The 19,782-nt window shown below is 61.4% G+C and carries 16 protein-coding genes; 12 read left to right on the forward strand and 4 right to left on the reverse strand.

What is annotated here, in order from left to right; all coding sequences use genetic code 11:
• Nucleotides 1-41 precede the first annotated feature (41 nt).
• Nucleotides 42-2,501, forward strand: a complete 2,460-nt coding sequence (locus V3W40_RS18860) for a penicillin-binding protein 1A (protein ID WP_442962847.1) — start codon at nucleotides 42-44, stop codon at nucleotides 2,499-2,501.
• A 136-nt stretch (nucleotides 2,502-2,637) separates the two neighbouring features.
• Here the strand turns inward: V3W40_RS18860 and V3W40_RS18865 are convergent, their stop codons facing one another.
• The 3 genes from V3W40_RS18865 to rpmE form a co-directional block, all read right to left on the reverse strand.
• Nucleotides 2,638-3,906, reverse strand: coding sequence for a malic enzyme-like NAD(P)-binding protein (locus tag V3W40_RS18865; RefSeq protein ID WP_027605010.1), 1,269 nt, complete (start codon nucleotides 3,904-3,906; stop codon nucleotides 2,638-2,640).
• A 181-nt stretch (nucleotides 3,907-4,087) separates the two neighbouring features.
• Complete coding sequence (locus V3W40_RS18870; protein ID WP_315871247.1) at nucleotides 4,088-4,894, reverse strand: thermonuclease family protein; 807 nt, start codon at nucleotides 4,892-4,894, stop codon at nucleotides 4,088-4,090.
• A gap of 14 nt (nucleotides 4,895-4,908) precedes the next feature.
• On the reverse strand, nucleotides 4,909-5,142 hold the full coding sequence (gene rpmE / locus V3W40_RS18875) for a 50S ribosomal protein L31 (RefSeq protein WP_005784030.1): 234 nt from the start codon (nucleotides 5,140-5,142) through the stop codon (nucleotides 4,909-4,911).
• Nucleotides 5,143-5,372: 230 nt separating this feature from the next.
• Between rpmE and V3W40_RS18880 the strand changes: the two genes are divergently transcribed.
• The 10 genes from V3W40_RS18880 to V3W40_RS18925 all read left to right on the forward strand — a co-directional run bounded on the left by V3W40_RS18880 (nucleotide 5,373) and on the right by V3W40_RS18925 (nucleotide 18,092).
• A complete protein-coding gene (locus V3W40_RS18880) occupies nucleotides 5,373-7,592 on the forward strand; it encodes a primosomal protein N' (RefSeq protein WP_315871246.1) in 2,220 nt (739 codons plus the stop codon).
• Nucleotides 7,593-7,702: 110 nt separating this feature from the next.
• Entirely contained in the window at nucleotides 7,703-9,439 is a 1,737-nt protein-coding gene (gene argS, locus V3W40_RS18885; RefSeq protein WP_027605013.1) for an arginine--tRNA ligase, read from the forward strand.
• Between the two features lies 1 nt (nucleotide 9,440).
• Complete coding sequence (locus V3W40_RS18890) at nucleotides 9,441-10,142, forward strand: SPOR domain-containing protein (protein ID WP_027605014.1); 702 nt, start codon at nucleotides 9,441-9,443, stop codon at nucleotides 10,140-10,142.
• A gap of 258 nt (nucleotides 10,143-10,400) precedes the next feature.
• The gene (gene hslV / locus V3W40_RS18895; protein WP_010563201.1) at nucleotides 10,401-10,931 is read left to right on the forward strand and encodes an ATP-dependent protease subunit HslV; all 531 of its coding nucleotides are present in this window, start codon (nucleotides 10,401-10,403) and stop codon (nucleotides 10,929-10,931) included.
• 37 nt (nucleotides 10,932-10,968) lie between these two features.
• Nucleotides 10,969-12,306, forward strand: a complete 1,338-nt coding sequence (gene hslU, locus V3W40_RS18900; RefSeq protein ID WP_027605015.1) for an ATP-dependent protease ATPase subunit HslU — start codon at nucleotides 10,969-10,971, stop codon at nucleotides 12,304-12,306.
• 79 nt (nucleotides 12,307-12,385) lie between these two features.
• A complete protein-coding gene (locus tag V3W40_RS18905; protein WP_065925716.1) occupies nucleotides 12,386-12,763 on the forward strand; it encodes a gamma-butyrobetaine hydroxylase-like domain-containing protein in 378 nt (125 codons plus the stop codon).
• 249 nt (nucleotides 12,764-13,012) lie between these two features.
• Nucleotides 13,013-14,692 (forward strand): class II poly(R)-hydroxyalkanoic acid synthase, encoded by a 1,680-nt coding sequence (phaC, locus tag V3W40_RS18910; protein WP_065925717.1) that lies wholly within the window; start codon nucleotides 13,013-13,015, stop codon nucleotides 14,690-14,692.
• Between the two features lie 135 nt (nucleotides 14,693-14,827).
• A complete protein-coding gene (phaZ, locus tag V3W40_RS18915; protein WP_027605018.1) occupies nucleotides 14,828-15,673 on the forward strand; it encodes a poly(3-hydroxyalkanoate) depolymerase in 846 nt (281 codons plus the stop codon).
• A gap of 88 nt (nucleotides 15,674-15,761) precedes the next feature.
• On the forward strand, nucleotides 15,762-17,444 hold the full coding sequence (gene phaC / locus V3W40_RS18920; protein ID WP_330215488.1) for a class II poly(R)-hydroxyalkanoic acid synthase: 1,683 nt from the start codon (nucleotides 15,762-15,764) through the stop codon (nucleotides 17,442-17,444).
• Nucleotides 17,445-17,471: 27 nt separating this feature from the next.
• Nucleotides 17,472-18,092, forward strand: coding sequence for a TetR/AcrR family transcriptional regulator (locus V3W40_RS18925; RefSeq protein WP_330215489.1), 621 nt, complete (start codon nucleotides 17,472-17,474; stop codon nucleotides 18,090-18,092).
• A gap of 38 nt (nucleotides 18,093-18,130) precedes the next feature.
• Here the strand turns inward: V3W40_RS18925 and V3W40_RS18930 are convergent, their stop codons facing one another.
• Nucleotides 18,131-18,793 carry a response regulator transcription factor gene (locus V3W40_RS18930; RefSeq protein WP_330215490.1) on the reverse strand — a complete coding sequence of 221 codons (663 nt, stop codon included), beginning with the start codon at nucleotides 18,791-18,793 and terminating at the stop codon, nucleotides 18,131-18,133.
• A gap of 370 nt (nucleotides 18,794-19,163) precedes the next feature.
• Between V3W40_RS18930 and V3W40_RS18935 the strand changes: the two genes are divergently transcribed.
• Nucleotides 19,164-19,745, forward strand: coding sequence for a fimbrial protein (locus tag V3W40_RS18935; RefSeq protein WP_065925847.1), 582 nt, complete (start codon nucleotides 19,164-19,166; stop codon nucleotides 19,743-19,745).
• Nucleotides 19,746-19,782 lie beyond the last annotated feature (37 nt).

Below are 19,782 nucleotides of genomic sequence, written 5' to 3' on the forward strand. Positions count from 1 at the left end.
ACGCGTAACCCATTCTTTTCTCTGGAAATCCAAAAGCCTTGATCCGTCTGCTGAAGTTTTTCGGGTACTCCATTGTCGCGATCGTCTGCGGGCTGCTGCTCGTACTCAGCGGGGCCTACCTCTACCTTAGTCCGGGTTTACCCTCCGTAGAGGCCCTCAGAAGTATCCAGTTGCAGATTCCTTTGCGGGTCTACAGCAGCGATGAAAAGCTGATCGCGGAGTTCGGCGAAATGCGCCGCACACCGATCCGTTTTGCCGACATTCCACCTAATTTCATCAGCGCATTGCTGTCGGCCGAAGACGATAATTTTGCCAACCACTATGGCGTCGACCCCAGCAGCCTGGTGCGTGCGGCCACACAACTGGTAAAAAGCGGACACATTCAATCCGGCGGCAGCACCATCACCATGCAGGTGGCGAAGAACTTCTTCCTCACCAGCGAGCGCAGTTTTTCGCGCAAAGCCACTGAAATCCTGCTGGCATTGCAGATCGAACGTCAGCTGACCAAGGACGAGATCCTCGAGCTGTACGTCAACAAGATCTACCTGGGCAACCGTGCCTACGGGATCGAGGCGGCCTCGCAGGTCTACTACGGCAAGTCGATTCGTGACGCCAGCCTGGCGCAGATGGCCATGATTGCCGGCCTGCCCAAGGCCCCTTCGCGCTTCAACCCCCTGGCCAACCCGGCGCGCAGCAAAGAGCGCCGCGACTGGATCCTGGGGCGCATGTACAAGCTGGGCAAGATCGACCAGGCCGCCTATGAAAGTGCGGTGGCCGAGCCGTTGAACGCCAGCTACCACGTGCCGACGCCGGAGGTGAATGCCCCGTATATCGCTGAAATGGCGCGTGCGGAGATGGTCGGTCGTTACGGCAGCGAGGCCTACACCGAAGGCTTCCGCGTGACCACGACGGTTCCGAGCGACTTGCAGGACATCGCCAATGACTCCGTGCATTCCGGCCTGATCACCTACGACCAGCGCCACGGCTACCGAGGCCCTGAGTCGCGCCTGCCAGGCAAGACCCTGAGCGCCTGGACGGCCGAGCTGGGCAAACAGCGTGCGATCAGCGGCCTGGAACCGGCCATCGTCACCCAGGTGAAGAAAGATGGCGTACAGGTACTGACCCGCACCGGCGAAGCCCACGTGGCCTGGGACAGCATGAAATGGGCACGCCCGTTCCTGAACACCAACAGCATGGGCCCGATGCCGAAGCAACCGTCGGATGTCGCGCAAGTGGGTGACCTGATCCGCGTGCAACGCCAGAAGGACGACAGCCTGAAATTCAGCCAGGTGCCGCTGGCCCAGGGCGCACTGGTATCGCTGGACCCGCAGAACGGTGCAATCCGCGCCCTGGTGGGTGGCTTCGCGTTCGAGCAGAGCAACTACAACCGGGCCACCCAGGCCAAGCGCCAGCCAGGCTCGAGCTTCAAGCCGTTCATCTACAGCGCCGCCCTGGATAACGGTTACACCGCCGCCAGCCTGGTCAACGATGCACCCATCGTGTTCGTCGACGAGTACCTGGACAAAGTCTGGCGCCCCAAGAACGACACCAACACCTTCCTCGGCCCGATCCGTATCCGCGAGGCGCTGTACAAGTCGCGCAACCTGGTGTCGATCCGCTTGCTTCAGGCGATGGGTGTAGGCAAGACCATCGACTACATCACGCGCTTTGGCTTCAACAAGTCGGACCTGCCGCCGAACCTGTCCCTGGCCTTGGGTACCGCGACCCTCACGCCGATGGAAATCGCCACTGGCTGGAGCACCTTTGCCAACGGCGGCTACAAGATCGCGCCGTACCTTATCGACAAGATCGAAAGCCGCAACGGCGACACCCTGTTCACCGCCAACCCACCACGTGTGCCGGGTGATGTGGTCAACGGCATCGCTGCGACGGATGGCCTGGCGGCGCCAGGCAATGGCGGCATCACCATCGAGCCGACCCCAGGCACCGCGCCAGCCACCAACCCCGCTGCAACCGAACCGCAGGCACCCGCCGTGGCCGAGCGCATTGTGGATGGCCGTACCACCTATATCCTCAACAGCATCCTCGAAGACGTAATCAAGAAGGGTACCGGCCGTCGCGCCCTGGCCTTGGGCCGCGCAGATATCGCGGGCAAGACTGGTACCACCAACGAATCCAAGGACGCCTGGTTCTCCGGCTATAACGCCGACTACGTGACCACCGTGTGGACCGGCTACGACCAGCCGGAAAGCCTTGGCCGCCGCGAGTTCGGCGGCACCGTCGCGCTGCCGATCTGGATGAGCTACATGGGCGCCGCCCTGAAAGACAAGCCGCTGCACACCCAACCGGAGCCGGAAGGCATCCTCAGCCTGCGGATCGACCCGATCAGTGGCCGTGCGGCCTCGCCGAGCACGCCGAATGCGTACTTCGAACTGTTCAAGAGCGAAGACACGCCGCCGTCGGTCAATGAGCTGGGCAACGGCATCGTACCGGGCAGCCCGCTGCCGGCGGATGAGGCGGCGCCGATCGATCTCTTTTAGAGAGCGGCAAGCTGTCAGCTACAAGCGGCAAGTTAAGAACTGCGATGTGCCGCTCTTGAACTTGCCGCTTGCAGCTTGAAACTTCCCCATAAAAAAACCCGGCGTTCTGAGCCGGGTTTTTTTATGGGTCTACGGCTTAGCCGTTGAACACATCATCCACGCTTTGCAGCGGGTAGTTTTTCGGATACGGCAGGGTGGCCACACCGGTCTCGATCGCGGCCTTGGCCACGGCATCGGAGATCAGGGTGATCAGGCGCTTATCCATTGGTTTCGGGATGATGTACTCACGACCGAATTCCAGCTTGGCGCCACCGTAGGCGTCGCACACATCCTGAGGCACCGGCAGCTTGGCCAGTTCACGCAGGGCGTTGGCGGCAGCCACTTTCATCTCTTCGTTGATGCGCTTGGCGCGAACGTCCAGGGCACCACGGAAGATGAACGGGAAGCCCAATACGTTGTTGACCTGGTTCGGGTAGTCCGAACGACCGGTGGCCATGATCACGTCGTCGCGGGTGGCGTGGGCCAGTTCCGGGGCGATTTCCGGATCAGGGTTGGAGCAGGCGAACACGATCGGGTTGGCCGCCATGGACTTCAGGCCTTCAGCGCTCAGCAGGTTCGGGCCGGACAGGCCGACGAACACGTCGGCACCGTTCAGGGCGTCAGCCAGGGTACGCTTGGAGGACGGGTGGGCAAACATCGCCTTGTACTGGTTCAGGTCGGTACGCTCGGACTGGATCACGCCCTTGCTGTCGACCATATAGATGTTTTCCAGCTTGGCGCCCATGCTGACGATCAGCTTCATGCAGGAGATGGCCGCAGCGCCGGCGCCCAGGCAGACGATCTTGGCGTCAGCCAGGGTCTTGCCGGCGATTTCCAGGGCGTTGATCATGCCGGCCGCGGTGACGATCGCGGTGCCGTGCTGGTCATCGTGGAATACCGGAATGTCGCACTGCTCGATCAGGGCCTTTTCGATCTCGAAGCACTCAGGTGCCTTGATGTCTTCCAGGTTGATGCCACCGAAGGTGATGGAGATGCGCTTGACCGTGTCGATGAAAGCCTGCGGGCTCTCGGAATCGACTTCGATATCGAAAACGTCGATGCCGGCGAAGCGCTTGAACAGCACGCCCTTACCTTCCATGACTGGCTTGGAGGCCAGTGGGCCGAGGTTACCCAGGCCGAGAATCGCGGTGCCATCGGAAATCACTGCAACCAGGTTGCCTTTGCCGGTGTACTTGTACGCCAGTTCGGGGTCGCGGGCGATTTCACGTACGGGCTCGGCCACGCCAGGGCTGTAGGCCAGCGACAGATCGCGGGCGGTGGCGGTGGCTTTGGTGAGCTCTACACTCAGCTTTCCTGGACGAGGATGGGCATGATATTCGAGAGCGGCAGTTTTCAAATCAGACATATCGGCATTCCGCTTTTACTGTTGGTCGACGGACCGCCGAGGATACTCGTGTCGTAAAGTCCCTACAAGACTGGGCAGTCACAGGTGTCAAGGGCCCTGCACTAAGACTTTCGGCCAAGAGCCACAGGATACAAGGGCTCAACTGTTCACAATCGACTTAAAAAATGTCTACAATTTTTTCTCAGTGCGTCGATTTGAGCATGCTTGGATCGGTCAACGGCAGAAGCCAGCGCGCCTGACCTTTTTTCAGCCCGCCACGTCGCGAGCGATCCTGTACCCAGCCCCGCGCCTCAACAGTGCGGCCTTGCAGACCATTGAGCCCGACAGCGTCGAATTGACTGACCAGAGCAGGCGAGACACGTAATACCAATGATCCCTGCATTTCAATCCAGATACCGCCGCGATTGCGCTTTACCTGGCTGACCCGGCCACTGACCACGGCAAACCCGGAGCGCTTGAGCTGCGCCACAGACTGTATCGGCGATTGGCGCCACAGGCCCAGGCGCGCGCTACGGGCGCTGTTTTCAGCCGCCTGCTGACAGGCGACGAGATCGACATTCGGCGCCACGCCAACCTGGAACCCCAGGCCCTCGGCCAACAGTTGCGCCTCCAGGTTCTCGCCGTCGGCACCATAGAGGTGGGCCAGGGTGCGACCGTAATGATCCTTGCGCTCACGCCCCGGCACCAGGCCGACACGACCACCGCTGGCACCCACCAATGCCTGCAGGCGTTGACGCGCGGCGACCGCGAAAGGCTCGTCGGCGCGCCCCTTCTTGCCTGTTTCCGGGGCATTGATACCGATCATCCGCACACTGCGGCCATCCTTGAGGCGCACCGTGTCGCCATCCACCACCCGCTGCACTTCCACGCGGGCCAGGGCCGTCGGCGCCGGGCAGAATACCTCGGCCTGCACGGCCGTCACCCAAATTACAGGCACAAAAAAGGCGCCCGCAAGGGACGCCTTTTTCAACAGCTGGCAAAAGCCCATAAGGCTTTTGAGCCTTACTCTGCTGGAGTAGCAGCAGGCTTCTTGCCGAAAGCACCAAAGCGATCTGCGAAGCGCTGTACACGGCCGCCGGTGTCCAGAGTTTTCTGCTTACCGGTGTAGAACGGGTGGCACTCGTTGCATACGTCAGTACCCAGTGGCTTGCACAGGTTCGAGCGAGTTTCGAACTTGTTGCCGCAGCTGCAGGTCACTTCGATGGTTTCGTACGCTGGATGGATATCGGCTTTCATGGTGACTTCCTCGGGCTAGCGTGCCGCCACTCGACACTATTGTCGAATACCGCACGTAATTAGGCCGCGGATTCTACCAGACCTTTTTAAACGCGCAAGCGGCGACACCCATCGCGCGTCAACATAAAAGCACCTTTCATCAGAAAACTGGCGGCTACCCCAAGCCTCCCCCGGTCTGCTAGGCTCGCGCCCCTGCGCCACCGCCTGCCTTTATAGATGAGACCTCTCGCGTGCCCGACGCCATTTTGCGCCTAGCCCTGCCCTCGCCCCTGCGCCGCCTGTTCGACTACCGGGCCCCGGCCGGTGTGCTGCGTGCGCAGTTGCAGCCGGGCATGCGCGTGCGCGTGCCGTTTGGCCGTCGAGAGATGATCGGCATCCTGGTGGAAGTCGCCGACCACAGTGAAGTGCCGGCCGAGAAGCTCAAGCCGGCCATCGCCATGCTCGATGCCACGCCGCCGTTGCCGCCCGCGCTGTTCAAGCTGTGCCTGTGGACCGCCCAGTATTACCAGCACAGCCTCGGTGACACGTTGAGCTGGGCACTGCCGGTGCTGTTGCGCCAGGGTGAACTGGCCGAAACGCGCCAGGAACGCTTCTGGTCGACGGTGCCCGGCGCACGCCTCGACGACCCACGCATCGCCCGCGCCCCGCGCCAGCGTGAAGCCCTGGCAACCCTGGCCCAGCACCCCCATGGCGTCGCCCATCAGCTATTGAGCAAGCTGATGCTGAGCAAGGACAGCCTCGACCTGTTGCTGGCCAAGGGCTTGGTGCAGGTGGAAATCCGCAGGCACGCCCCCGACCCGCGCCACGAACACTGGCTGGCCCAGCCCGAACTGCCGCTGAACCCTGAACAACGCGCCGCCTATGAAGCGATTCGCGCAGGTTTCGACAGCTTCCATGCGTTCCTGCTGGCGGGCGTCACCGGCAGCGGCAAGACCGAAGTCTATTTGCAGCTGATCCGCGAAACCCTGCAGGCCGGCAAACAGGCACTGGTGCTGATCCCCGAGATCAACTTGGGCCCGCAGACCCTGGCGCGCTTCGAACAGCGTTTCAATGCGCGCATCGCCCTGGTGCACTCGGCGGTCAATGACCGTGAGCGCCTGGAGTCGTGGCTGGCGGCGCGGGATGGCGAAGCGGACATTATTATCGGCACCCGCTCGGCGCTGTTCACGCCGATGAAAAACCCCGGGCTGATCATCATCGACGAGGAACACGACGGCTCCTATAAGCAACAGGAAGGCCTGCGCTACCACGCCCGCGACCTGGCGCTGGTGCGCGCGCGCCAGGAAGACATCCCGATTGTGCTGGGCTCGGCCACACCCTCCCTGGAAAGCCTGCACAATGCCTACACCGGTCGTTACGGGCTGCTGCGCCTGAACGAGCGCGCCGGCGGCGCCAAGCAACCCCGTTTCCTGCGCCTGGACGTAAAAAGCCGGCCGCTGGACAGCGGCATTTCCGGGCCGATGCAACAAGCCATCGGCCAGACCCTGGCGGCCGGCCAGCAGGTCTTGGTGTTTCTCAACCGCCGAGGCTTTGCACCGACGCTGCTGTGCCATGACTGCGGCTGGATGTCCGAGTGCGAGCGTTGCGATGCGCGCATGACCGTGCACCAGCGCCATGGCGAACTACGTTGCCACCATTGCGGCCATGTGGAACGTGTACCGCGCCATTGCCCGCAGTGCGGCAAGGTCGACCTGCGCCCGGTGGGTGCAGGCACCGAGCGCGCCGAGGAGCGCCTGGGGATTCTGTTCCCGGACTACCCGGTTTTGCGGGTCGACCGCGACAGCACCTCGCGCAAGGACGCGATGAACCAACTGTTCGCCACCATCCAGAAGGGCCAGCCGTGCATCCTCGTGGGTACACAGATGCTCGCCAAAGGGCACCACTTCCCACGGGTGACCCTGGTGTCGATCCTGGATGCCGACGGCGGCCTGTTCTCCGGCGACTTCCGCGCCAGCGAGCGCATGGCGCAGTTGATCGTGCAGGTCGCCGGCCGCGCCGGGCGTGCCGAAGAGCCGGGCAAGGTGATTATCCAGACCCACCTGGCCGACCATCCGCTGCTGATTCAACTGACCGAACAAGGCTACTTTGCCTTCGCCGAACAGGCGCTGAGCGAACGTCGCTCCGCCGGCCTGCCGCCCTTTGCGCACCTGGCGCTGTTGCGCGCCGAAGCCCATAAACCAGGGCAGGCCGAGGGTTTTCTGGATGAAGCCTGCAGCGCCGCCGAACGCTTGCTCGGCGAGCTGGGGCTGAGCGGCATCGAACTGCTCGGACCGGTACCCGCGCCCATGGAGCGTCGTGCCGGGCGTTATCGTGCCCAGCTACTCTTGCAGGCCACGTCCCGCGCAACGTTGCATCGGCTATTAAGTAGCTGGTTACTTGCGCTGGAGCAAATGCCCAGTGGCCGCCAGGTGCGATGGTCGTTGGATGTAGACCCGGTAGATTTGTATTAAGCCTGGCCATAGGTCCCGCGAAGGTTGGCAAGCCCGCCCTCGCCACGGATAATGCCCAGTTTTTCCACCTGCGCATCGCGCGCCGCCGCTTGCGGTCGAAAGAGAACACCATGAAAGACACCATTCGCCAGCTGATCCAACAAGCCCTCACCCAACTCGTCAACGAAGGTGTGTTGCCTGAAGGCCTGACGCCGGCGATCCAGGTGGAAAACACCCGCGACAAGACCCACGGCGACTTCGCCAGCAACATCGCGATGATGCTGTCCAAGCCGGCCGGCATGAAACCGCGCGACCTGGCGGAAAAAATCATCGCCGCGCTGCCTGCCGACGAGAGCGTTACCAAGGCCGAAATCGCCGGCCCGGGCTTTATCAACTTCTTCCAGAACACCCAGGCCCTGGCTTCACGCCTGGATGCGGCACTGGCCGACGCCAGGATCGGCGTGCGCAAGGCCGGCCCGGCTCAGCGCGTGGCCATCGACCTGTCGGCGCCCAACCTGGCCAAGGAGATGCATGTCGGTCACCTGCGCTCGACTATCATCGGCGACGGCGTGGCCCGGGTACTGGAGTTTCTTGGCGACACCGTGATCCGCCAGAACCACGTGGGCGACTGGGGCACCCAGTTCGGCATGCTGATGGCCTACCTGCAGGAAAACCCGATCACCAGCAACGAGCTGTCGGACCTGGAGAACTTCTACCGCGCCGCCAAGAAGCGTTTCGACGAATCCGAAGAGTTCGCCGACCGCGCGCGCGGCCTGGTGGTCAAGCTGCAAGCCGGCGACAAGGAATGCCTGGAACTGTGGGGCCGCTTCCGCGAGATCTCGCTGTCCCACTGCCAGGAAATCTACGAACTGCTCAACGTCAAGCTGACCATGGCCGATGTAATGGGCGAAAGCGCCTACAACGACGACCTGATCAACGTGGTCAACGACCTCAAGGCCAAGGGCCTGTTGGTGGAGAGCAACGGCGCGCAGTGCGTGTTCCTCGAAGAATTCAAGACCGCCGACGGCGAGCCGCTGCCGGTGATCATCGTCAAGGCCGATGGCGGCTACCTCTACGCCACCACCGACCTCGCGGCCGTGCGCTACCGTAGTGGCGTGCTCAAGGCCGACCGTGCGCTGTATTTCGTCGACCAGCGCCAGGCCCTGCACTTCCAGCAGGTGTTCGAAGTGGCACGTCGCGCCGGTTTCGTCACCCATCCGATGCACATGGAGCACATGGGCTTCGGCACCATGAACGGCGCCGATGGCCGCCCGTTCAAGACCCGCGACGGCGGCACCGTCAAGCTGATCGACCTGCTCAACGAAGCCCAGGACCGCGCCTACAACCTGGTGAAGGAAAAGAACCCGGAGTTGGCGGAGGCCGACCTGCGCAATATTGCCCGCGTGGTGGGTATTGGCGCGGTGAAATACGCCGACCTGTCCAAGCACCGCACCAGCGACTACAGCTTCAACTTCGAACTGATGCTCAACTTCGAGGGCAACACCGCGCCGTACCTGCTGTACGCCTACACCCGCGTGGCCGGTGTGTTCCGAAAGCTGGGCAAGGACTTCAGCGAAGTCGAAGGCCGGATCGTGCTGGACGCGCCCCATGAACAGGAGCTGGCCGCCAAGCTCGCGCAGTTCGGCGAAGTGCTGAACAGCGTCGGCGAGAAAGGCACGCCGCATATCCTGTGCACCTACCTGTACGAAGTCGCCGGGTTGTTCTCCAGCTTCTACGAGAACTGCCCGATCCTCACCGCCGACGACGAAGCCCAGAAGCAAAGTCGCCTGCGCCTCGCCGCACTGGCTGGACGGACCCTCAAGCAAGGCCTGGAACTGTTGGGCCTGGAAACTCTGGAGCGTATGTAAGTTGGCTGCCAAGAAAAAACCTGCACCCAAGCGCGGCGCCAGCCGCTACCAGGCCCCGGCGAAGAAGCCGATCCCGGGTTGGTTGTGGATGGCGATCGGCCTTACGGTCGGCGCGTTCATTGTGTTCCTGATGAAGCTGGACCCAGGCCAGGGCGATGACGTCAAACGGGTCAAGCAGGAACAGCAGAAGGCCACGAAAATGGCTGAAGCCAACAAGACTGCGCCGAGCCCGACGGCACCGGTAAAGCCGAAGTACGATTTCTATACGCTGCTGCCGGAATCGGAAGTCATCGTGCCGCCTGACGCCGTGCCGGAGAAAACCCTGCCGACGCCGCAAGTGCCGACCACCCCGGTAACCCCTGCGGAAGCGGCGAAAATCGACACGGCGCGGGCCCAGGCGGCGTTGGCCGGGATTACTCCGCCGCCAGCACCACCGGTTGCCGAAACCAAGGCCGCGCCGGTGACCAAGTTCTTCCTGCAGGCGGGCTCGTTCCCGAAGCAGGCGGATGCGGATCGTGTGCGTGCGCAGATCATTCTGCTGGGCCAGACGGTGACGGTGGAGTCCGGCACGGTGAAGGACGCAACCTGGTATCGCGTGCTGGTGGGACCGTTCAGCAACCGCGAACAGCTGACCGTGGCGCAGAAGCAATTGGCCGGCGCCGGGTTTAGCAACCTGTTGTTACAACAGCGCCAGAGCCGCTGATTCAAACTCAACACCGATCAAAATGTGGGAGGGGGCTTGCCCCCGATGGCGGTGTATCAGTCACCGAAAATATTGACTGATCTACCGCCATCGGGAGCAAGCCCCCTCCCACATTTGGTTTTGCAGCGCCCTGAAATGTGTGTCAGACCGATAAACACCACTCGTCCGCCTTAAACCCCCACGGTTGAAATCCCCCCCGCCACCCCCATATGAGTTTCCATCAGGGCATTTTCGCCCCGCTGCGTGGAGACTCTCCCCTTGACCACCATCGTTTCAGTACGTCGCCACGGCAAAGTCGTCATGGGCGGCGACGGCCAGGTTTCCCTGGGCAATACCGTGATGAAAGGCAACGCCAAGAAAGTCCGTCGCCTGTACCACGGCCAGGTCCTCGCCGGGTTTGCCGGTGCCACCGCCGACGCCTTCACCCTCTTCGAGCGTTTCGAAGGCCAGCTGGAAAAACACCAGGGCCACCTCGTACGCGCCGCGGTCGAACTCGCCAAGGAATGGCGCACCGACCGCTCCCTCAGCCGCCTGGAAGCCATGCTGGCCGTCGCCAACAAAGATGCGTCCCTGATCATCACCGGTAACGGCGATGTGGTTGAGCCTGAACATGGCCTGATCGCCATGGGCTCCGGCGGTGGTTATGCACAAGCCGCAGCCAGCGCACTGTTGAAGAAAACCGACCTGTCGGCCCGCGAAATCGTCGAGACTGCCCTGGGCATCGCCGGCGACATCTGCGTGTTCACCAACCACAACTTCACCATTGAGGAGCAGGACCTCGCCGAGTAAGCCGTAGGCTTATTCCCGCTTGAGGCCGCCAAACACTATGTCCATGACTCCCCGCGAAATCGTCCATGAACTCAATCGCCATATCATCGGCCAGGACGATGCCAAGCGCGCGGTTGCCATCGCGCTGCGTAACCGCTGGCGCCGGATGCAACTGCCCGAAGAATTGCGCGTTGAAGTAACACCGAAGAACATCCTGATGATCGGCCCGACCGGCGTCGGTAAAACCGAGATCGCGCGACGCCTGGCCAAGCTGGCCAACGCGCCGTTCATCAAGGTCGAAGCGACCAAGTTCACCGAAGTCGGCTATGTGGGCCGCGATGTCGAGTCGATCATTCGTGATCTGGCCGACGCTGCCCTGAAGCTGCTGCGCGAGCAGGAAATGACCAAGGTCAGCCACCGCGCCGAAGACGCCGCCGAAGAACGCATCCTCGACGCCCTGCTGCCACCGGCGCGCATGGGCTTCAACGAAGACGCCGCACCGGCCTCGGATTCCAACACCCGCCAGCTGTTCCGCAAGCGCCTGCGTGAAGGCCAGCTGGATGACAAGGAAATCGAGATCGAAGTCGCTGAAGTCTCTGGCGTCGACATTTCCGCACCGCCTGGCATGGAAGAAATGACCAGCCAGTTGCAGAACCTGTTCGCCAACATGGGCAAGGGCAAGAAGAAAAGCCGCAAGCTCAAGGTCAAGGACGCGCTGAAGCTGGTGCGCGATGAAGAAGCCGGACGCCTGGTCAACGACGAAGAGCTCAAGGCCAAGGCCCTGGAAGCCGTTGAGCAGCATGGCATCGTGTTTATCGACGAGATCGACAAGGTCGCCAAGCGCGGCAACTCCGGCGGCGTCGATGTATCCCGCGAAGGTGTGCAGCGCGACCTGCTGCCGCTGATCGAAGGCTGCACCGTCAATACCAAGCTGGGCATGGTCAAGACCGACCACATCCTGTTTATCGCTTCGGGTGCGTTCCACCTGAGCAAGCCAAGCGACCTGGTGCCCGAGCTGCAAGGCCGCCTGCCGATTCGCGTAGAGCTCAAGGCGCTGACCCCCGGCGACTTCGAGCGCATCCTCAGCGAACCCCATGCGTCGCTCACCGAGCAGTACCGTGAGCTGCTGAAAACCGAAGGGCTGGGCATCGAGTTCCTGCCGGACGGCATCAAGCGCCTGGCGGAGATTGCCTGGCAGGTCAACGAGAAGACCGAGAACATCGGTGCGCGCCGCCTGCACACCTTGCTTGAGCGCCTGCTTGAGGAAGTGTCCTTCAGCGCCGGCGACATGGCCGGGGCGCAGAATGGCGTAGCGATCAAGATCGACGCCGACTACGTCAACAGCCACCTCGGTGAATTGGCGCAGAACGAGGACTTGTCACGGTACATTCTGTAAGCCGCAAGCTGTAAGCTACAAGCCGCAAGTTGAGCACATTCAACTCGCAGCTTGTAGCTTGCAGCCCAAGGTGTCCCCAATGCCGAAATTCCCCACCGCTGTTAATTTGCACAAAACCTCCAACACCCTCGGCCTCACCTATGGGCCCGACGAGGTCTACCAGTTGCCCGCCGAACTGCTGCGGGTGCATTCGCCTTCCGCCGAGGTCCAGGGGCACGGCAAACCCATCCTGCAATTCGGCAAGCTCAACGTGCGCCTGACCAAGATCGAACCGGCCGGCCAGTACGCACTGAAATTGACCTTCGACGATGGCCATGACAGCGGACTGTTCACCTGGGACTACCTCTACCAATTGGCCGTGCGTCAGGACGCGTTGTGGGCCGATTATCTTGCCGAGCTCAAGGCAGCCGGCAAAACCCGCGATCCGAGCGAGTCGGTCGTGCGGCTGATGCTCTAGTCCAGGCTTCTTGCTCTTTAGAGGGCATTTTCTAATTTCATCTGCTTGAATGCCCTGTCGCGTGGCCAACGATTGGCCCGCTTGCGAAAAAAATTAAACTCGGGTAACCAATGGAACTGGCAAGTTCCCTGCATTTGACGATGCGGTATCAACGGTCACCCGAGTCGCAGTACCTGGCTTGTGTTGTGTATCGAAACCTGGTGCGCAGCGGTACCCGGTACTCGTCTTTCGGACAATGGAGCGTCGTAGATGAGTAACAAGAACAACGATGACTTGAAACGCCAGGCCTCGGAAAACACCCTGGGGCTTAACCCGATCATCGCGTTACGTAAAAAGGATTTACTGGCCTCGGCCAAGATGGTGCTGACCCAAGCCATCAAGCAACCGTTGCACAGCGTCAAGCACGTCGCCCACTTTGGCGTTGAATTGAAGAACGTGATGTTCGGCAAATCGCAGCTGCAACCCGAAAGCGATGACCGTCGCTTTCACGACCCAGCCTGGAGCCAGAACCCGCTCTACAAACGCTACCTGCAAACCTACCTGGCGTGGCGCAAGGAACTGCACGACTGGATCGGCGACAGTAACCTGTCGGACCAGGACATCAGCCGCGGCCACTTCGTGATCAACCTGATGACCGAAGCCATGGCTCCTACCAACAGCGCGGCCAACCCGGCGGCGGTCAAACGCTTCTTTGAAACCGGCGGCAAGAGCCTGCTCGACGGCCTGTCGCACCTGGCCAAGGACATGGTGCACAACGGCGGCATGCCGAGCCAGGTCAACATGGGCGCGTTCGAAGTGGGCAAGACCCTGGGCATCACCGAAGGGGCGGTGGTATTTCGCAACGACGTGCTGGAGCTGATCCAGTACAAGCCGATCACCGAACAGGTGCACGAACGCCCGTTGCTGGTGGTACCGCCGCAGATCAACAAATTCTATGTATTCGACCTGAGCCCGGAAAAGAGCCTGGCGCGCTTCTGCCTGCGCAATGGGCAGCAGACCTTTATCGTCAGTTGGCGCAACCCGACCAAGGCCCAGCGCGAATGGGGCCTGTCGACCTATATCGAGGCGCTCAAGGAAGCGGTCGATGTAGTCACGGCAATCACCGGAAGCAAGGATATCAACATGCTCGGCGCCTGCTCCGGCGGAATAACCTGCACCGCCCTGCTGGGCCACTACGCGGCGCTGGGTGAGAAGAAGGTCAACGCCCTGACCCTGCTGGTGAGTGTGCTGGACACCACCCTGGACACCCAGGTGGCGCTGTTCGTGGATGAGCAGACCCTGGAAGCGGCCAAGCGCCACTCCTACCAGGCCGGCGTGCTGGAAGGCCGCGACATGGCCAAGGTGTTTGCCTGGATGCGTCCCAACGACCTGATCTGGAACTACTGGGTGAACAACTACCTGCTGGGCAATGAGCCGCCGGTGTTCGACATCCTGTTCTGGAACAACGACACCACGCGCTTACCGGCGGCGTTCCATGGCGACCTGATCGAACTGTTCAAAAACAACCCGCTCGTGCGCGCCAATGCCCTGGAAGTGTGCGGCACGCCGATCGACCTCAAGCAGGTCACGGCCGACATCTATTCACTGGCCGGCACCAACGACCACATCACCCCCTGGCAGTCGTGCTACAAGTCGGCACAGCTGTTTGGTGGCAAAGTGGAATTCGTGCTGTCGAGCAGCGGGCATATCCAGAGCATCCTCAACCCGCCCGGTAACCCCAAGGCGCGCTACCAGACCAGCGACAGCCTGGCGGGCAAGCCACTGGAGTGGCAGGAGAATGCGACCAAGCACACTGATTCGTGGTGGTTGCATTGGCAGGTGTGGCAAGCGGAACGTGCGGGCAAGCTGAAGAAGGCACCGACGGTATTAGGCAACAAGACGTACGCCGCAGCCGAAGCGGCGCCGGGTACCTATGTGCATGAACGCTAGTCCTGTAGGAGCGAGCTTGCTCGCGAAAGGCTCAAGATCAACACGGGACATCAGCTATCCCGCGTTATCGTTGACGACCTTCGCGAGCAAGCTCGCTCCTACAAGGGATTGAAGTACCTATCGAAGGGTTCCCCCATGCCGCAACCGTTCATCTTCCGTACCATCGACCTGGATGGCCAGACCATCCGCACGGCGGTACGCCCGGGCAAGCCCCACTTGACGCCGTTGCTGATCTTCAACGGCATCGGCGCCAACCTTGAGCTGGTGTTTCCGTTCGTCCAGGCCCTGGACCCGGACCTGGAAGTGATCGCCTTCGATGTGCCGGGCGTGGGTGGTTCCTCGACGCCCAACCGACCCTATCGATTTCCCGGCCTGGCCAAGCTCACCGCACGCATGCTGGACTACCTGGACTATGGCCAGGTGAATGCGGTGGGCGTGTCCTGGGGTGGCGCGTTGGCGCAGCAGTTTGCCTATGACTACCCGGAGCGCTGCAAGAAGCTGATCCTGGCGGCGACCGCTGCCGGGGCCTTTATGGTGCCGGGCAAGCCGAAGGTGCTGTGGCTGATGGCGAGCCCCCGGCGTTATATCCAGCCGTCCCACGTGGTGCGCATTGCACCGATGATTTATGGCGGTTCGTTCCGCCGCGATTCGAAACTGGCCGCCGAGCACGCGAGCAAAGTGCGCTCGGCCGGCAAGCTGGGCTACTACTGGCAACTGTTCGCGGGGTTGGGCTGGACCAGCATCCACTGGCTGCACAAGATCCGCCAGCCCACCCTGGTGCTGGCCGGGGACGACGACCCGCTGATCCCGCTGGTCAACATGCGCATGCTGGCCTGGCGCATTCCCAACGCACAGTTGCACATCATCGATGACGGCCACCTGTTCCTGATCACCCGGGCTGAAGCCGTGGCGCCGATCATCATGAAGTTTCTCGAGGAGGAGCGCATGCGGGCCGTGATTCACCCGCGACCAGCGGTGTAAGGAGCACACCGCCGCGCAACTTGCCGAGAACCGACTATGGTTCTGAATTGGCGTGCCTGTTGATGGCTTGACGAAGGAGTGTTGGCTCATGCGAGAAAGACCCGTGACGAACCCGGCGCCCACCCCTGCCGCGTTCATCAACGCACAAAACGCGATCACCGGCCTGCGCGGTCGGGATTTGCTGTCGACCTTGCGCAGCGTTGCCGCCCACGGCTGGCGCAACCCGGTGCATACCGCCCGTCACGCCCTGGCCCTGGGCAGTCAACTGGGTCGTGTGCTGCTGGGTGAGACCGTGCACGAGCCCAACCCACGGGACAGCCGCTTCAGCGACCCGACCTGGACGCTCAACCCGTTCTACCGACGCAGCCTGCAAGCCTATTTGAGCTGGCAGAAGCAGACCCGCCAGTGGATCGATGACAGCTCACTGAGCGCCGACGACCGCGCCCGCGCACACTTTGCCTTCGCCTTGATCAACGACGCCGTGTCGCCCTCCAACACCCTGCTCAACCCGCTGGCCGTCAAGGAGCTGCTCAACTCCGGCGGCAACAGTGTGGTGCGCGGCGTGAGCAACCTGTTCGACGACCTGCTGCACAACAACGGCCTGCCGCGCCAGGTGAGCAAACAGGCCTTTGAAGTCGGCAAGACCGTGGCCACCACCCCAGGCTCGGTGGTATTTCGCAATGAGCTGCTGGAGTTAATCCAATACAAGCCCATGAGCGAAAAACAGTACGCCAGGCCGCTGCTGATCGTGCCGCCGCAAATCAACAAGTACTACATCTTCGACCTGAGCCCGGCCAATAGCTTCGTGCAGTACGCCCTCAAGAACGGCCTGCAGACCTTCATGGTCAGCTGGCGCAACCCGGATGTACGCCACCGCGAATGGGGCCTGTCCACCTATGTGGCGGCGCTGGAGGAAGCGCTCAATGTCTGTCGGGCCATCACCGGCACCCGCGAGGTCAACCTGATGGGCGCCTGCGCCGGTGGCCTGACCATCGCCGCCCTGCAAGGCCACTTGCAAGCCAAGCGCCAGCTGCGTCGTATCTCCAGCGCCAGCTACCTGGTGAGCCTGCTGGACAGCCAGATCGACAGCCCCGCCATGCTGTTCGCCGATGAGCAAACCCTCGAGGCGGCCAAGCGTCGTTCCTACCAGCAAGGAGTGCTGGACGGCCGCGACATGGCCAAGGTGTTCGCCTGGATGCGCCCCAACGACCTGATCTGGAACTACTGGATCAACAATTACCTGCTGGGCAAGAAACCGCCGGCCTTCGACATTTTGTACTGGAACAACGACAACACGCGCCTGCCCGCCGCACTGCATGGCGACCTGCTCGATTTCTTCAAGCACAACCCGCTGAGCCATCCCGGCGGCCTGGAAGTGTGCGGCACGCCCATCGACCTGCAGAAGGTCACGGTGGACAGCTTCAGCGTGGCCGGGATCAACGACCACATCACGCCGTGGGACGCGGTGTATCGCTCCACGCAATTGCTGGGTGGCGAGCGGCGCTTCGTGCTGTCCAACAGCGGGCATATCCAGAGCATCCTCAACCCGCCGGGCAACCCCAAGGCCAACTACGTCGAAAACCCCAAGCTGAGCAGCGACCCGCGTGCCTGGTACTACGACGCCAACCACGTCGAGGGCAGTTGGTGGCCGCAGTGGCTGGCGTGGATCCAGCAGCGCTCGGGCGTACAGCGCGAAACCCTCACCGCCCTGGGCAACCAGAACTATCCACCGATGGAAGCGGCGCCCGGCACCTACGTGCGAGTGCGCTGAGCTCAACGATCAGATTAAGAAGACTGGATGAAGACCCGCGACCGTATCCTTGAATGTGCCTTGCAGTTGTTCAACCAGAAGGGCGAGCCGAACGTGTCGACCATGGAGGTGGCCAATGAAATGGGGATCAGCCCCGGCAACCTCTACTACCACTTCCATGGCAAGGAGCCACTGGTGCTCGGGCTGTTCGAGCGCTTCCAGGGCGAATTGGCGCCGCTGCTCGACCCGCCGGCGGACGCGCAACTGCAGGCCCAGGATTACTGGCTGTTCCTGCACCTGATCATCGAACGCATGGCCCAATACCGGTTTTTGTTCCAGGACCTGTCGAACCTGGCGGGGCGCCTGCCGAAACTGGCCAAGGGCATTCGCAACCTGCTGACCGCACTCAAGCGCACCCTCGCGTCCTTGCTGGCCCGGCTCAAAGCGGATGGACAACTGGTCAGCGATACCCAGGCGCTTGGGCAATTGGTGGAACAGATCACCATGACCCTGCTGTTTTCTCTGGACTACCAACGCATTCTCGACCGTGAGGGCGAGGTGCGGGTGGTGGTGTATCAGGTCATGATGCTGGTGGCGCCGCATCTGCTATCTGCGGCGCGGCAGGCCACGGAGCGATTGGCGCTGCGCTATCTGGACGATCATGTTTAAGCATTATCCGAAAACCTGCGGCTGACATTTGAGCCGAATCATTCAAACTCCCCGAATTGCTGGGTAAACTTGAACAACTCACTGTCATTCTTGATTCCCAATTTTCTATAAGCCGATTGTTTCTGCGTACTGATCGTACTCGCACTGCGTGAAAACTTTGCGGCAATCGAATTCACCGACATTCCATCCAGAAAACATCGCAGCACCTCCTGTTCTTTAGGCGTAAGACAGGCGTTCAAGCGCAACGGCGTTGCATAGTCCATTTTCGACTTCATACTCACGACTTCCAGCATTGATTGCATGCCCTGCAAAGCAGGCACCATGCAAGGCTGCAGATAAATTCGACCTTGGGCGACGGTTCGAATAGCCGTGATCAACTCCGTCAGGTTCTGGGTTTTACCCAGGATTCCCCAACAGCCAGCCTTCAGCGACAGTGATACGGTAGCGGGCGTGTAATGCGAACAGACAATCAACGGCCGGCACTGGCTGAAGCGCCGGTTCAGCGCTTGTATAAGACTCAGGCCATCGTTGTCCGAAGGGGCCAGGATGAAGTCCATTACCACCACATCCGCCGGGCGCCGCGCAAGGGCTTCCAGTAATTCCTTGGCCGTCCCGAAAGAGCCGACCACACGGAGGTCGGCCTCGTTGCTCAACCCCAACTCGATCCCCTGCCGAAGCATCGCATGGTCATCTAGCAGCATGACGGTATACGTAGTGGATATTGAAGTAGGCATAAATAAACCCGCATAAGTAAATACAACACCGCAACATTATTCGCTGCTGCGAGCACGGTATACCCTGCCCCATCAAGGGATCAACATAGCGGGGCAATAAGCGTTACCCCTTCAGCAACATCCTACAGATGATTCCCAGTACTACAGACAATTCCTAAGTTAACCCGATTATTTTTCGAACTATCACGAGATAAAACTCGCCACTTCACTATAGATGCCATCTGGCACTGCACGCAAAATTATATAACCGCCATTAGAGACTAGTTCGAAACGAACTACAGGTGCTGCTTTTTACCTGTGGCGGCTCTCGTTTATTAAAATCACGACCGGAATCATCATGAAATTTACCGCTATCTCCACCGCTGCAACACTTCTTGCCCTGACGGCTGCGTTATCACGGCCCGCATTCGCCACCAACGACGGGGTCATCAACTTCACGGGGTTGGTGACCGATGTGACCTGCACCGTCGAGGGTGCCGCACCTGGCACAGGCGCAGTGGTCAAGGACGTCAACCTGGGCGGCGTCTCTGCTTCACGCCTGGCAACCGCTGGCAGTCGCGCCAACCTCACCGGTTTCACCATTCGCATTGGCGGGCCCGGCGAAGGCAGTTGCACCAACGGCCGCACCGCCATGGTGGCGTTCGACCCAACCAGCCCGGCCATTGACGTGGCGACCGGGCGCTTGAACATCGACGGCTACGACGACCCTTCTGACACTACCAATGCCAAGAACGTACAGGTCGAAGTCACTAACCGCGACGGCTCCCCGATCAACGTCTACACCGAAAAATCCGAGGGCGTCGTGATCGCCGATAACCAGGCCATTATCCCGCTGGCAGCCCAAATGTACGCCAGCGGCGCCGCAACCGAAGGCACGGTGAAAACACGCGTCGGCTTCCTGGTCGAATACGCCGAGTAAGGGATAACACGTCTGCACACGCAGACCTCGAAGCCCA

It is taken from the genome of Pseudomonas sp. AM8 (genome assembly GCF_036346475.1).
GTDB classification, from domain to species: Bacteria; Pseudomonadota; Gammaproteobacteria; order Pseudomonadales; family Pseudomonadaceae; genus Aquipseudomonas; species Aquipseudomonas marginalis.

Bases quoted from the DNA above. Each gene is read 5' to 3' on its own strand.
- phaC (WP_065925717.1), top strand. From the start codon at position 13,013: ATGAGTAACAAGAACAACGATGACTTGAAACGCCAGGCCTCGGAAAAC.
- argS (WP_027605013.1), top strand. From the start codon at position 7,703: ATGAAAGACACCATTCGCCAGCTGATCCAACAAGCCCTCACCCAACTC.
- rpmE (WP_005784030.1), bottom strand. From the start codon at position 5,142: ATGAAAGCCGATATCCATCCAGCGTACGAAACCATCGAAGTGACCTGC.
- V3W40_RS18925 (WP_330215489.1), top strand. From the start codon at position 17,472: ATGAAGACCCGCGACCGTATCCTTGAATGTGCCTTGCAGTTGTTCAAC.
- phaZ (WP_027605018.1), top strand. From the start codon at position 14,828: ATGCCGCAACCGTTCATCTTCCGTACCATCGACCTGGATGGCCAGACC.
- phaC (WP_330215488.1), top strand. From the start codon at position 15,762: ATGCGAGAAAGACCCGTGACGAACCCGGCGCCCACCCCTGCCGCGTTC.
- V3W40_RS18865 (WP_027605010.1), bottom strand. From the start codon at position 3,906: ATGTCTGATTTGAAAACTGCCGCTCTCGAATATCATGCCCATCCTCGT.
- V3W40_RS18935 (WP_065925847.1), top strand. From the start codon at position 19,164: ATGAAATTTACCGCTATCTCCACCGCTGCAACACTTCTTGCCCTGACG.
- V3W40_RS18930 (WP_330215490.1), bottom strand. From the start codon at position 18,793: ATGCTGCTAGATGACCATGCGATGCTTCGGCAGGGGATCGAGTTGGGG.
- V3W40_RS18905 (WP_065925716.1), top strand. From the start codon at position 12,386: ATGCCGAAATTCCCCACCGCTGTTAATTTGCACAAAACCTCCAACACC.
- hslU (WP_027605015.1), top strand. From the start codon at position 10,969: ATGTCCATGACTCCCCGCGAAATCGTCCATGAACTCAATCGCCATATC.
- V3W40_RS18870 (WP_315871247.1), bottom strand. From the start codon at position 4,894: ATGGGCTTTTGCCAGCTGTTGAAAAAGGCGTCCCTTGCGGGCGCCTTT.